Raw genomic sequence first — 13,668 nt, 5'->3', positions numbered from 1 at the left:
CCCGACGCCGGACGGTGCGCCTCAGCCGGGCTGCCGCAGGCGGGACCGGACGGCGACGCCGGCGCAGAGGATCACGGCCGCCCCGCCGAGCGCCGTCGGCCAGCCGATCTGCTCGTGCAGGAGCAGCGCCGCCCAGGCGATCCCCAGCACGGGCTGGACCAGCTGCACCTGGCTGACCTGCGCCATCGGGCCGATCGCGAGGCCGCGGTACCAGGCGACGAAGCCCAGGAACATGCTCACCGCCCCGAGGTAGCCGAACAGCGCCCAGTCGAGCGGCGTGCCCGACGGCGGCTGCCGCACCACCGCGACCGCTGTGAGCAGTGCCATCGGCACCGCGGCGAGCACCAGGGCCCAGGAGATCGTCTGCCACGAACCGAGCTCGCGCGAGAGCAGCCCGCCCTCCGCGTAGCCGAACCCGCAGGCGACCACGGCGGCGAGCAGGAGCAGGTCCGACCCGTGCAGGCCGCCGAACCCGTCGCCCTGTACCGAGGCGAACGTGATCGCTGCGACCGCGCCCAGGGCGGCCATCACCCAGAACGACGTCCGGGGACGCTCGTGCCCACGCAGGACGACCAGCACCGCGGTGGCGGCGGGCAGCAGGGCGATCACGACGGCGGCGTGGCTGGCCGACGCGGTGGTCAGCGCGAACGACGTCAGCACCGGGAAACCGACGACCACCCCGGCCGCGACGACCGCGAGCCGCGCCCACTGGACGCCGCGGGGCCGGCGCTGGCGCGTGATCGCGAGCGCGGCCCCCGCCAGGAGCGCCGCCACGACCGCCCGCCCGCACGCCACGAACAGCGGCGACATGGCGCCGGAGCCGACGATCACGCGGGTGAAGGGGAGGGTGAACGAGAAGGCCAGCACCCCGAGGAGCCCCCACCAGAGGCCGGCGCGCGAGGCCGATAGCGGACGGTCCGTCGTGAGGGTAGCGCTACTGTTGGCTGTCATGTATGACGATAGCAGCGGACGGATCGTCGTCGGGTTGCACGACTGGATCGCGGGCGCGGCGCCCGGCGCGCGCCTGCCCTCCAGCCGGGAGCTCGTGGCCCGCTACGGGGCGAGCCCGGTCACGGTGCAGAAGGCGCTGCGCACCCTGGTGGCGCAGGGCGTGGTGGAGACCAGGCCGGGGATCGGCACGTTCGTCCGGGCCGTACGGGTGGCCCGCCCCCACGACTTCGGCTGGCAGACGGCGGCGCTCGGCCCCCGCCGGCAGCCCGCCCAGCAGCTCTCGCGGGCCCAGCACACCGTCCCGAACGACGTCGTCGCGCTGCACTCGGGATACCCGGACCGCGAGCTGCTGCCCGAGCGGCTGGTCCGCGCCGCGTTCACCCGGGCGGCGCGCAGCGAGGCCGCGGTGACCCGGTCGCCCGCCGCCGGGGTCCCGGAGCTGCAGGCCTGGTTCGCGGCCGAGGTCGGCGCCGCGGCGCCCGTCGGCGTCGCGCCGCCCGCGCCGAGCGACATCGTGATCTTCCCCGGAAGCCAGAGCAGCCTGAGCATCACCTTCCGTGCCCTGGTCGGCGCGGGCCGGCCGCTGCTGGTCGAGTCGCCCACTTACTGGGGCGCGCTGCTCGCGGCCGACCAGGTCGGGGTGCGCGTCGTCCCCGTGCCCAGCGGCCCCGAGGGTCCGGACCCGGAGGTGCTCGCGCGCGCGTTCGAGCAGACCGGGGCGCGCGCCCTCTACGCGCAGCCGCACTTCGCCAACCCCACGGGAGCCCGCTGGTCGCCCGACCTGTGCGACGAGGTGCTCCGGCTGGCCCGCCGGCACGGCGCGTACGTGATCGAGGACGACTGGGCGCACGACTTCGGCATCACCGAGGACGTGGTGCCCCTCGCGACCCGGGACGACGACGGCCACGTGGTCTACCTGCGCTCCCTGTCCAAGAGCGTCTCGCCGGCGGTCCGGGTGGCGGGGCTCGTCGCCCGAGGGCCGGCCCGTGACCGCATCCTCGCCGGCGCCCAGGCGGAGTCCATGTACGTGAGCGGCATGCTGCAGGCCGTCGCGCTCGACGTCGTGACCCAGCCCGCCTGGCGCACCCACCTGCGCGGTCTGCGCCAGCAGCTCGCCGGCCGGCGCGACCTGCTGCTCGGCGCGCTGCGGGAGCACGTCCCGGCAGCGCGTGTCGAGGTCGTGCCCCGGGGCGGCCTGAACCTCTGGGTCCGCTTCCCCGACACGACGGACGTCGCCCGCCTGGTCCGGGACTGCGAGGCGTCGGGCGTGATCATCGCGGCGGGCGACGAGTGGTTCCCGGCCGAGCCGACCGGCGCCTACCTGCGGCTCAACTACTCGGGCCCGAACCCGGGCGCGTTCCCGGAGGGTGCCCGCGTGATCGGCGAGATGCTGGCGCGACAGTCGTGAACCTACTTGGCCGGCAGCGACCGGGCGAAACCGACCCCGCGCCGCACCCAGGCGCTGAGCTCCGCCTCCGTGGCGACGGCGGCCGCCGGGACGTCCAGCCAGCCGGCCATGGTCCGGGCGCCCATCACCGCGCGCCCGGCGGCGGTGGTGCGTGCCAGCTCCTCGGCGGCGTCGGCGCCCACCCGGACCAGCAGGCCGTCGTCGCGCACCGCGACGGCGAGGTTGCCGCCCACCAGGAACGACAGCCCGCCGAACATGTGCTTCTCGGAGAGCCCGTCCTCGCCGGCCAGGGCATGCCTGATCTCGTCGGCCAGGACCCGGTCGTACGCCATGCCTGTGAGGTTACGCCCGGCCAGCGAGGCTATGCCCGCTGCGGCCGCTCCAGGCGGAAGAGGCGCACCTCGCGGCCCGACGTCCGCTCGTAGCCGCGGTAGCCCGGCCACTGCCGCTCGATCTGCCCCCAGATCGCGTCGCGCTCGCCGTCCTCCACGAGCGTCGCGTGCACCGGGATGTGGCGGCCGCTCACGCTGATGCTCGCGTCGGGGTGGGCCAGCAGGTTGTAGGTCCACGCGGGGTGCCGGTCCTGGGCGAACGCCGAGCCCGCCACGATCGCCCGGCCCGGGCCGTCGGGCGTGTACATGAGGTAGGTGTCGCGCGGCTTCCCCGACCTCGCGCCGCGGGTGTGCAGCACGAGCGACGGCACCAGCAGCGCGCTGATCTGCAGGCGCCCGCCCGAGCACCAGGCGAGCGCCCGCTCGGCGGGCGGCAGCACCACCGGGCCGACGGAGCGGAAGAACCGCGTGCGGGTGAACGGTGCGACCACCGAGCGGACGGCGTGCAGCAGGCTGGACATCTGCCCATCGTGCGGCCGGACGGCCCCGCCCGCCCCCGGAGCCCCCGGGGGTCAGCGCTCCACGAGCTCGAACGGCACCGTGATGCGGCCGCGGAGGTCCGCGCGCGGACCGGTGAGGAGGTCGAGGATCGTGTCGCTGGACCGCGCGACGCCGGAGTCGACCGACGGCAGCGGCGGGATGGTGTACCGGCCCTCCTCGATGCTGTCGAAGCCGACCACCACGACGTCGTCCGGCACCGTGATCCCACGCACGGCCAGGGTGTACAGCGCCCCGAACGCCAGGGAGTCGTTGAAGCAGAACACGCCGTCGAACGGGACGCCCCGGGCCAGGAGCTCCTCGATCGCGCGCGAGCCCTCGGCGCGGTTGAACCGCTCCACCTCGACCAGCAGGTTCGGGTCGACCTCCAGCCCGCTGGCCCGCATCGCGCGGCGGTAGCCCTCGAAGCGCACCGTGGCGGTGTCGGCGACGTGGGACTGCATGCCGATCACGGCGATGCGCTTGCGGCCGCGGTCGATCAGGTAGCGGGTCGCGGCCTCGGCGGCGGCCACGTTGTCCGGCCCCACGTGCGCCACGCGGTCGGACGCCAGCGCCTCGCCGTGCTCCCCGATGAGCACGAGCGGCACGGTGCTGCGCCGGTTCGCGACGTCCTCGGGCGTGAGGGTGAGCGGGCTGAAGACGAGGCCGTCGAGCGCCGGCAGGTTGGTGCTCTCCAGCATCGCGAGCTCGACCGAGCGCTCGGCCTTGGTCTGCGTGGCGAGCACGGTGAGCCCGCGCCGCTGGGCGGCGCTGACGAACTCCGAGGCGAACTCGGCGAAGTACGGCTCGCCCAGGTTCGGCACACAGAGCCCGAGCAGGCCGCTCGACCCGCTGCGGAGCTGGCGCGCGGCCAGGTTGGGGCGGTAGCCGAGCTCGTCGATGGCGTCGAGCACCCGTTTGCGCACGGGCTCGCTCACCCATCCCGTGCCGTTGACCACGTTCGAGACCGTCTTCGTGCTCACGCCGACCCGCTCGGCGACGTCGGCCAGTCGCACCCGTCCCACAAAGTCTCCCCTCGGTGTGCGCCGGCGGCCGGCGCCGCGGGCACTCGCCCGGGCCCCGGAAGCCCCCGGATTCCAGGCGGCTTTGCTGGCGCAGGGGACATCCTATGCCTGTGCTAGCCTGACCTCCGCCGCTCAGTTCATCGTCGAACTAACCTGACGATCCGGAGGCGGCGACCCCTGCCCCGCAGTCGACAGTGCTGAGGGCCGGCCAATAGTTCAACGCTGTACTAGGAGTCGAGTCAATGAGATCGTTCGGCGGCCGCTGGGCGCCCTACCTCTACGTGGCGCCCATCGTGATCATCGCCGGCGTGCTGCTGTACTTCTCGATCGGGTTCGCCGTCTACGCGAGCCTGACCGACTGGAACGGCCTGACGCGCATGGAGTTCATCGGGCTGGCGAACTACGCCGAGCTGTTCCAGGACCGTACGTTCTACATCGCCCTGGGCAACACGGTGAAGTTCATGATCGCCACGGTCACCCTGCAGGCCGTGCTCGGCCTGCTGATCGCCGTGATCGCCAAGGAGCGCATCCCCGGGAGCAACTTCTTCAAGGCGCTGTTCTTCGCGCCCATCGCGATGGCTCCCGCGATCATCGCGACGGTCTTCAAGTACATGCTCGAGGCCAACTACGGCGCGCTGAACGAGACGCTGCGCGCGCTGGGGCTGCTCGGCGCGAACGACACCATCCAGTGGCTCGGCGCCGACCTCGGCGTCTGGTCCATCTCGGCCATCAACGTCTTCTCGTGGATGGGCTTCTCGATGATGGTCTACTTCGCCGGCCTGATGGCCATCCCCGACGAGCTCTACGAGGCCGCGGAGCTCGACGGCGCCGGGTGGTGGCGCCGCCTGTTCAGCATCACGATCCCGTCGCTGCGCGGCACCACGAGCGTGCTGATCACCCTCGGCATCGTCGGCTCGCTCAAGACCTTCGACTCCGTGTGGCTGACGACGCAGGGCGGGCCGGGCGTCTCGACCCACTTCCTCAGCACCTTCCTCTACCAGGCGCGACTCGACCGGGAGGCCGGCTACTCGTCCGCGATCGGCATCGTCATCCTCGTCGTCGCGTTCGCCCTGGCCGTCGTCCAGATGCGTCTCAGCAACCGGGAGAACTGAACCGATGAAGCGCAAGAGGCTCCTCGCCTGGGTCGCCATGTACGGGGTGCTCGGCATCCTCGCGATCATGTGGATCTACCCCATCGTGGTGGCGATCCAGAAGTCGTTCGCCGTGGGCGGCGTCGGTAACTACGCGGCGGTCCTGAACCACGACCAGTTCAACTACTGGTCGGCGATCGGGAACAGCTTCCTGATGGCCGGCGGGTCCACCGTGGTCATCGTCGTCATCTCCTGCCTGGGCGGCTACGCGTTCTCCCGGATGCGGTTCCCCGGCCGGGTGTTCCTCTACCGGGCGCTGCTCGCATGCCTCGCCGTACCCGTGGCATCCGTGGTGACCCCGCTGTTCTTCTCGATCAACAGCCTCGGGCTCCGCGACAGCTACTTCGGCGTGATCATCCCGCTCGTCGCGTTCAACGTGATGACGATGCTCCTGCTGACCAAGAACCACTTCGACGGCATCCCGACCGAGCTCGTCGAGGCCGCGACCATCGACGGCGCCCGCCCCTTCGGGATCCTGTGGCGCATCTTCCTGCCGCTGAGCGGGCCGCTGCTGGCCAACGTCAGCGTGCTCTCGTTCGTGTACTCCTGGAACGAGTACCTGCTCCCGAACCTGCTCATCTCGTCGCCCGAGAAGTACCCGGTGACCCAGGCCATCGCGCTGCTCCAGTTCGAGCGGATGAGCCAGGAGCAGATCGGCCAGCTCTACGCGGGCCTGATCCTCATGACCATCCCCTCGGTCATCGTCTACCTCTTCAGCCAGCGCTACCTGCAGTCAGGCCTCACGGCCGGCGCCGTCAAGAGCTGAAGGAAACCCCGCGACCCGTTCCAACGGCCCGCACCAGCACTGTTCACCATCAAGGAGGATCAATGTTCAGATCGCCTCGTGCCGTCCCCCGTCGTCTGCTCGCCGCCACCGGTGCGGCGTCCGCCCTCGTCCTGCTCGCCGGCTGCGCCGGGGGCGGGGACGACGGCGCCGCCGAGGACGGCACCGTCACCCTCACCTACCGCACCTGGATCCCGTCGCTCGAGCAGTGGCAGCCGATCGTCGAGGCCTTCGAGGCCGAGAACCCCGACATCAAGATCGACTTCCAGGGCGCGGACGGCGCCAGCGACTACCTCAGCGAGCTCGACAACCTGATCCTCGCGGGCGAGGTGCCGGACATGTACGGCATCCAGACCACGTCGGCGTTCGACGACTACGCGGAGTACGCGCTCGGCACCGATGAGTACGCCGCCGACTGGATCGACGGCGTCAAGCCGGAGCTCCTGGAGGAGACGACCACCACCGACGGCGAGGTCAAGGCGCTGCCGATCCTCACGGCGGGCAGTGAGTTCTACCTCTACAACCAGACCCTGTTCGACGAGCTGGGCCTGGAGCTGCCGACCGACTACGCGAGCCTCGTCGAGGTGAGCAAGGCCGCGCAGGACGCCGGGTACTCCAGCTTCGCGATGGGCGCCGCCGACACCTGGCACGCCGCGGACTTCTTCGTCTGGCTGAGCAACCAGTACGGCGACGGCGGCGAGATCTACGCCGCGGCCGCCGGCGAGACCCCCTGGGACTCGGACACCCTCGTCGAGGCCGCGACCGCGTGGCAGAAGCTGTTCGACGACGGCGTGTTCCAGCAGGCGGCGACGTCGACCACGACCTACCCGTCGGCGCGCGACGACTACCTGCTCGCCCGCAAGTCGCTGGCGATGCCGACCGGCTCCTGGCACGTGAGCGCCACGCTCGCCGGCAATGCCGAGACGCCGGGCAGCGCCGTCGAGGACGACGTCCTCGGCATGGCGCCGTTCCCCACGATCGGTGACAACGAGGCGACGTCGACCAGCGGCGTGGACTACGCGCTCGCGCTGAGCGCCGACCTGGAGGGGCCCAAGCTCGACGCCGCCACCAAGTTCGCGGAGTTCCTCACCGTCGGTGAGGGCCAGCAGATCTGGGTCGACACGCTGCAGGGCTTCCCGGCGGCGACCGACGTCAGCGCCGAGCTGTCCGCGGACGAGAACAAGACCGCGCTGGACAGCGTGCAGCAGGTGACCGACGCCCTCGCGGCCGCCGAGTACCCGCGCAAGCTGGTCTCGGCAGACAACGACGGGCTGGAGAACGACCTCGGCGTCGTGCTGCAGAACATCGCGAACGGCGCGGACCCGGCGAAGGAGCTGGCGACGCTCAACAACTAGCGGGGGCGGCTGACGACCAACTGGCTGACTCGCCATCCCCAGGATGCCGAGTCAGCCAGTTGGTCGTACCACCCTCCTGACTCGACATCCCCGGGATGTCGAGTCAGCCAGTTGGTCGGACTGCGCCCCTGACTCGGCATCCTGTGGACGGCGAGTCAGGGGCGTGGTCATGCTCAGCGGGTCGCGCGGAGGCGCAGGATCGTCCAGGAGACCGGCGGGAGGTCCAGCGTGACCGTGCCATCCGCGACGCGGGCCGTGGTGTTCGGCGTCGGCAGCACCGACGTCGAGTCCTCGGCGGACGCGCGCCAGTGGTGGTCGTCGTTCGCGAGGGTCAGGGCCTCGATCACCTCGACGTCGCCGAACGCGCCGACCGGCACGTCGAGGCGGGTCGCCGCGTCCTGCGCCCGGTTCACGACGAACACGGTCAGCGCCTCGCCGTCCGCGTCCCAGGTCGCCACGGCGTCGACCAGGTCCGAGGTGCCGAACCGCTCGTTCTCGTAGCCCGGGGAGTCGATCGCCACCCGCAGCACCTCGCCCGCGGCGTGGCGCGACGTGAGCGCGAACGGGTGGAACGTCGTCTGCCGCCACGCCGGGCCACCCGGCTCGGTCGCGATGGGCGCGAGCGCGTTGACGAGCTGCGCCTGGCTCGCGGAGTGCACCCGGTCGGTGTTGCGCAGCAGCGAGATGAGCAGGTTGCCCACCACCACGGCGTCCGCGACGGTGTAGACGTCCTCCTCCAGGCGCGGCGCCTTGTCCCACCGGCCGCCCGACGCCTTGATCGGGTCCTCCTCCTGGTGGTACCAGACGTTCCACTCGTCGAACGAGATGGCGATCTTCTTGGTCGACCTGCGGGCCACGCCCACGGCGTCGACCGTCGCGGCCACCGAGGCCACGAAGTAGTCCATGTCGACGGCGCTCGCGAGGAACGAGCCGAGGTCGTCCTCCTCGCGGTAGTAGGCGTGCGCCGAGATCATGTCGACCTCGTCGTACGCCTCGGTGAGCACCGTGCGCTCCCACTCGCCGAACGTCGGCATGCTCGAACCCGAGGACCCGCACGCCACGAGCACCACGGAGGGGTCGAGCTGGCGCATCGCGCGCGCCGTCTCGGCGGCGAGCCGGCCGTACTCCTCGGCGGTCTTGTGCCCGAGCTGCCACGGCCCGTCCATCTCGTTGCCGAGGCACCAGAGCTGGATCGCGTGCGGCTCCTCGACCCCGTGCTCGCGGCGCAGGTCGCTCAGCTCGGTGCCGCGGGGGTGGTTGGCGTACTCCAGGAGGTCGAGCGCCTCGGCGATGCCGCGCGTGCCCAGGTTGACCGCCATCATCGGCGTGGTGCCGGAGGCCTTGGTCCAGGCCATGAACTCGTTCAGCCCGAACTCGTTGGTCTCGATCGAGTGCCAGGCGAGGTCGAGGCGGGTCGGGCGCTCCTCGCGGGGGCCCACGCCGTCCTCCCAGCGGTAGCCCGAGACGAAGTTGCCGCCCGGGTAGCGGACGGTGCTGACGCCCATCTCCCGCACCAGGTCGAGCACGTCACCGCGGAACCCGTGCTCGTCGGCGGTCGGGTGGCCGGGCTCGTAGATGCCCGTGTAGACGCAGCGTCCCAGGTGCTCGACGAAGCTCCCGAAGGTGCCGCGGCGCACGGGGCCGACGACGAAGGAGGGGTCTATCGCGAGGCGGGCGGAGTGCACGTGTGGTCACTGTCCTTCCAGAGGAACGGTCATAGTTCAGCGTTGGACCAAACGGCCCAGGGCGGCGTTCGGTCCAACGGCGGAGGCCAGTATAGTTCAACGTTGAACGCACCCGGGTGTAGCGTCGCGACCGGCACCCGCGCCCGCCTGCTTCCCCGATCGACGCCGCCTGGAGGAGTCATGACCATCACCCACGAGACCGTTGCCGCGCCGGACGGCGTCGTCGCACCGCGGTTCCGCCCGCCGGCCGGCGCGTCGAGCGCCGCGTCGGCGTCGCTCGACGGCGAGTGGCGGTTCCGGCTGTTCCCGCACCCCGACACGGGTGTGGACCGCGCCGAGCCCGGCGCGGACTGGGACCGGCTGACCGTGCCGGGGCACTGGCAGCTCGCCCAGGCCCCGCACGCCTGGCCCTACGGCGTGCCCGAGTACAACAACAAGCTCTTCCCGTTCCCGATCGAGCCGCCGTACGTGCCCGACGACAATCCGACGGGCGAGTACCGCACCACGCTGCGGCTGCCCGCCGACTGGCCGGACGGTGGCCGCACCCTGCTGCGCTTCGAGGGCGTGGACTCCTGGTTCCAGGTGGCGCTCGACGGCGAGCTGCTCGCCACGTCGCACGGCTCGCGCCTGCCCACCGAGATCGACCTGACCGACCGGCTGCGGCCCGGAACCGACCACCTGCTCGCCGTGCGGGTCACCAAGTGGTCGGCGATGTCGTACGTCGAGGACCAGGACCAGTGGTGGCTCTCGGGCATCTTCCGCAGCGTCTCGCTGGAGCACCGGCCGGACGGCGCGCTCGACGACGTCCGCGTGCACGCCGCCTACGACCACACCACCGGCACGGGCACGCTGCGGGTGGACGCCTTCACCGTGGGTGCGGGCGCGGCCGACGCCGGCCGGGACGCCGTCGCGGCCCGGGTCACGGTGCCGGAGCTCGGGATCGACGCGGCGTCGGGCGAAGAGGTCCGGGTGGCCGTCGAGCCGTGGAGCGCCGAGCGCCCGCGGCTCTACGACGTCGTCGTCACGACGGACACCGAGACCGTGACGCTCGCCGTCGGCTTCCGCACCGTCTCGATCGAGGACGGCGTGTTCCTCGTCAACGGGCGGCCCGTCAAGCTGCGCGGCGTCAACCGGCACGAGTTCGACCCGCTGCGCGGCCGGTCCGTGACCCCGGAGCGCATGCTCGAGGACGTGCTGCTCATGAAGCGGCACCACATCAACGCCGTCCGCACGAGCCACTACCCGCCGCACCCGCACTTCCTGGACCTGTGCGACCGCCACGGGCTCTACGTGATCGACGAGAACGACCTGGAGACCCACGGTTTCGAGGACGACCGGGGCTGGGAGGGCAACCCGGTGAACGACCCGGACTGGACCGAGGTGCTGGTCGACCGCGTCACCCGGATGGTCCGCCGCGACGGCCACCACGCGAGCATCATCCTGTGGTCGCTCGGCAACGAGGCGGGCGGCGGCATCAACGTCCCCGCGATGGTGGACGCCGTCCGCGCGCTCGACCCGAGCCGCCCGATCCACTACGAGGGCGACTGGTCCAGCGAGCACGTGGACGTGTACTCGCGGATGTACGCCGAGACCGAGCACGTGAACCTCATCGGGCAGGGGATCGAGCCCGCGCTGGAGCGCGCCGACGCCGACGCGCGTCGCCGGGGCATGCCGTTCCTGCAGTGCGAGTACGCGCACGCGATGGGCAACGGCCCGGGCGGCCTGTCCGACTACGACGCGCTGTTCGACCGCTACCCCCGCCTGATGGGCGGGTTCATCTGGGAGTGGATCGACCACGGCCTGACCCGCACCGACGCCGACGGGAACCTGTTCTCGGCCTACGGCGGCGACTTCGGCGAGCGGTTCCACGACGGCACGTTCATCGCCGACGGCCTGCTGCTGCCCGACCGCACGCCATCGCCGGGCCTGGTGGAGACGGCCGCAGTGTTCGCGCCGGTCCGGATCGACGCACAGCCGGACGGCACGCTGCTGGTGCGCAACCGTTACGCGTTCCGGGACACGAGCCACGCCGAGCTGCGCTGGACGCTGCACCGCGGCGAGGAGGAGCTCGCCTCCGGCGTCCTGGACCTGGTGCTCGGCGCCGGGACCGAGACCGTGGTGCGCCCGCCCGCCGACCTGGTTCTGCCGGAGCCGGGCGACGCGCCCGTCTGGTGGACCCTGCGGGCGGTGCAGCAGAAGGCGGACGCGCTGGAGGAGGCGTGGCTCCAGGAGGGCTTCGTGCTCGGCGCGGGGCAGCTCCTGCTCGTGGAGCCCGCGCCGCTGCCCGCGCCGTCCGGCCGGGTGACGGTCGGGGACGACGGCGGGTACGTGGCCGGTCCGGCGCGCTTCGACCGCCGCGGTGACCTGCGCTCGCTCGCGGGCCGCGAGGTGCACGCGTTCCGGTTCGACGCCTGGCGGGCGTCGACGGACAACGACCGCCGCGCGGGCATGTGGCGCGGCCTGTCCGACGCCGACGTGTGGCGCAGCACGAGCCTGCACCTGCTGGCCGAGCGCAAGGCCGGGGTCGCCGTGCGCGAGGACGGTGCGCTGGAGATCGACGCGCGGATCGCGGGCCCGACGACGCGCGCGGGCTTCGCCACGCGCTACACGTGGCAGCCGGTCACCGACGCGCCCGACGCCGTGGACCTGCTCGTGGACGTGCGGCCGGAGGGCCGCTGGCCGGAGAGTGTCGCGCGGCTCGGCCTGCTGCTCGCCCTCGACGAGCCGCGGGCGGCGGAGGCCCGCGTGCGCTGGACCGGCGTCGGGCCGGAGGAGTCGTACGCGGACTCCCGCGCCGCGGCCCTCGGCGGGGCTTGGGAGCACACGGTCGCCGACTGGCAGACCCGGTACACGCACCCGCAGGAGAACGGCGCCCGGCGCGGCGTCACGAGCGCGGCCGTGTCGTTCGCGGACGGCTCCGGGCTGCGGATCGACTCGGGCGAGGTGACGGTCGGGGGCCGGCCGCAGGTCGGGTTCGAGCTGTCGCTGCGGCCGTGGTCCGACGAGGCGCTCGACCGTGCGGCGCACCCGCACGAGCTCGTGCCGGACGGCCGCCTGTGGCTGCACGTCGACGCCGCGCAGCACGGCGTGGGTAGCGCGGCCTGCGGTCCGGGGGTGCTGCCGAACGCTCAGCTGCACGCGGCACCGGTCCGGATGCGGCTGCGCCTCACGGCGTTCTGAGCCGCTTCCCGGACCGCTGCCGGAAGCGCAGCGCCAACCACTGAGTGAGCATCATGCCCGTCCCGCTCGCCGGGGCGGGCATGATGTATACAAGAGCGGCTGGACAACGACGACGAGGAGAACCGCTGTGAAGATGGGCTTCCGCTGGTACGGCGAGGGCAACGACACCGTGACGCTGGATCACGTGCGCCAGATCCCTGGTGTGGAGACCATCGTGTGGAGCCTGCACCACAAGCAGGCCGGCGAGGTGTGGGAGCAGGCGGAGATCGACGCCGAGATCGCGAAGATCACGGGCCTGTCGGACGAGGCGCGCGCGAAGGGTGTCACGAAGACGTTCGACGCCGAGGTGGTCGAGTCCGTCAACGTGCACGAGTCGATCAAGCTGGGCCGGACCGTGCTCGGGCTGAGCCGCGACGAGGCGATCGAGAACTACATCACGACGATCCGCCGCCTCGGGCAGTCGGGCGTGAAGGTGGTCTGCTACAACTTCATGCCCGTCTTCGACTGGCTGCGCACCGACCTGTGGCACCCGCTGCCGGACGGCTCGACCGCGCTGTTCTACGAGAAGGCCGTGGTCGACAAGATGTCGCCCGAGAGCCTGATCGCCGACATGGAGAAGAACACGCACGGGCTCACCCTGCCGGGCTGGGAGCCGGAGCGGCTGGCGAGCTTCAGCGAGCTCAACGCGGCGTACGAGGGCGTGACCCACGACGACATGTACGCCAACTACAAGTACTTCCTCGACGCGGTGATCCCCACCTGCGAGGAGGTCGACGTGAAGCTCGGCGTGCACCCGGACGACCCGCCCTTCGACGTCTTCGGCTGGCCGCGCGTGGTCTCGACCAAGGAGGGCATCGCGCGGGTGCTCGACCTGAACCCGAGCCCGTACAACGGCCTCACCCTGTGCCTCGGCAGCTTCTCCGCCAACCCGGAGCAGGACCCCGTCGACGCGGTGAAGACGTTCATGGACCGCATCCACTTCTCGCACGTGCGCAACATCAAGCACTTCGACAACGGTGACTTCACCGAGGTGGCGCACCGGGCGTGCGAGGGCAGCGTCGACACCACCGGCATCATGAAGGCCTACGCCGAGGCCGGGTACGAGGGCTACATCCGGCCCGACCACGGCCGCCACCTGTGGGACGAGAACACCACGAACAAGCCGCGCCCCGGGTACGGCCTCTACGACCGGGCGCTGGGTATCCAGTACCTGCTCGGCGCCTGGGACGCGTACCGCTACCAGGGCTGATACCAGGGCTG

Annotated in this window: 11 protein-coding genes; 6 read left to right on the top strand and 5 right to left on the bottom strand. The window is 71.8% G+C overall.

Annotated elements, in window-relative coordinates; genetic code table 11:
* Positions 1-21 precede the first annotated feature (21 nt).
* On the bottom strand, positions 22-951 hold the full coding sequence (locus ACFV9Q_RS15505; RefSeq protein WP_377235133.1) for a DMT family transporter: 930 nt from the start codon (positions 949-951) through the stop codon (positions 22-24).
* Between ACFV9Q_RS15505 and ACFV9Q_RS15500 the strand changes: the two genes are divergently transcribed.
* Complete coding sequence (locus ACFV9Q_RS15500; protein WP_377235132.1) at positions 950-2,359, top strand: PLP-dependent aminotransferase family protein; 1,410 nt, start codon at positions 950-952, stop codon at positions 2,357-2,359. The genes ACFV9Q_RS15505 and ACFV9Q_RS15500 overlap by 2 nt on opposite strands.
* A 2-nt stretch (positions 2,360-2,361) precedes the next feature.
* Here the strand turns inward: ACFV9Q_RS15500 and ACFV9Q_RS15495 are convergent, their stop codons facing one another.
* The 3 genes from ACFV9Q_RS15495 to ACFV9Q_RS15485 are packed head-to-tail and all read right to left on the bottom strand — an operon-like array spanning position 2,362 to position 4,253.
* Positions 2,362-2,691 (bottom strand): TfoX/Sxy family protein, encoded by a 330-nt coding sequence (locus tag ACFV9Q_RS15495; RefSeq protein WP_377235131.1) that lies wholly within the window; start codon positions 2,689-2,691, stop codon positions 2,362-2,364.
* A gap of 29 nt (positions 2,692-2,720) precedes the next feature.
* Positions 2,721-3,212 (bottom strand): nitroreductase family deazaflavin-dependent oxidoreductase, encoded by a 492-nt coding sequence (locus tag ACFV9Q_RS15490; protein WP_377235130.1) that lies wholly within the window; start codon positions 3,210-3,212, stop codon positions 2,721-2,723.
* Between the two features lie 51 nt (positions 3,213-3,263).
* Positions 3,264-4,253: a LacI family DNA-binding transcriptional regulator gene (locus tag ACFV9Q_RS15485; RefSeq protein WP_377235129.1), complete on the bottom strand. Its 990-nt coding sequence runs from the start codon at positions 4,251-4,253 to the stop codon at positions 3,264-3,266.
* Between the two features lie 242 nt (positions 4,254-4,495).
* Here ACFV9Q_RS15485 and ACFV9Q_RS15480 point away from each other — a divergent pair, with 242 nt between their 5' ends.
* From ACFV9Q_RS15480 to ACFV9Q_RS15470, 3 genes are all read left to right on the top strand, one after another.
* Positions 4,496-5,365, top strand: a complete 870-nt coding sequence (locus ACFV9Q_RS15480; protein WP_377230177.1) for a carbohydrate ABC transporter permease — start codon at positions 4,496-4,498, stop codon at positions 5,363-5,365.
* 4 nt (positions 5,366-5,369) lie between these two features.
* Positions 5,370-6,170, top strand: coding sequence for a carbohydrate ABC transporter permease (locus tag ACFV9Q_RS15475; protein WP_377230178.1), 801 nt, complete (start codon positions 5,370-5,372; stop codon positions 6,168-6,170).
* A gap of 62 nt (positions 6,171-6,232) precedes the next feature.
* On the top strand, positions 6,233-7,543 hold the full coding sequence (locus ACFV9Q_RS15470) for an ABC transporter substrate-binding protein (protein ID WP_377235128.1): 1,311 nt from the start codon (positions 6,233-6,235) through the stop codon (positions 7,541-7,543).
* A 173-nt stretch (positions 7,544-7,716) separates the two neighbouring features.
* Here the strand turns inward: ACFV9Q_RS15470 and ACFV9Q_RS15465 are convergent, their stop codons facing one another.
* Entirely contained in the window at positions 7,717-9,228 is a 1,512-nt protein-coding gene (locus tag ACFV9Q_RS15465; protein WP_377235127.1) for an alpha-N-arabinofuranosidase, read from the bottom strand.
* Between the two features lie 180 nt (positions 9,229-9,408).
* On the opposite strand from ACFV9Q_RS15465, the gene ACFV9Q_RS15460 reads away from it, so the two are divergent.
* Positions 9,409-12,408: a glycoside hydrolase family 2 TIM barrel-domain containing protein gene (locus ACFV9Q_RS15460; RefSeq protein ID WP_377235126.1), complete on the top strand. Its 3,000-nt coding sequence runs from the start codon at positions 9,409-9,411 to the stop codon at positions 12,406-12,408.
* 133 nt (positions 12,409-12,541) lie between these two features.
* Positions 12,542-13,657, top strand: a complete 1,116-nt coding sequence (locus ACFV9Q_RS15455) for a mannonate dehydratase (RefSeq protein WP_377235174.1) — start codon at positions 12,542-12,544, stop codon at positions 13,655-13,657.
* Positions 13,658-13,668: the final 11 nt, after the last annotated feature.

The organism is Promicromonospora sp. NPDC059942, from assembly GCF_042731755.1.
In the GTDB taxonomy this organism is placed as follows: Bacteria; Actinomycetota; Actinomycetes; order Actinomycetales; family Cellulomonadaceae; genus Promicromonospora.
The sequence above is the reverse complement of the archived record's forward strand: the minus strand, read 5'-3'. Positions and strand labels throughout refer to the sequence as shown.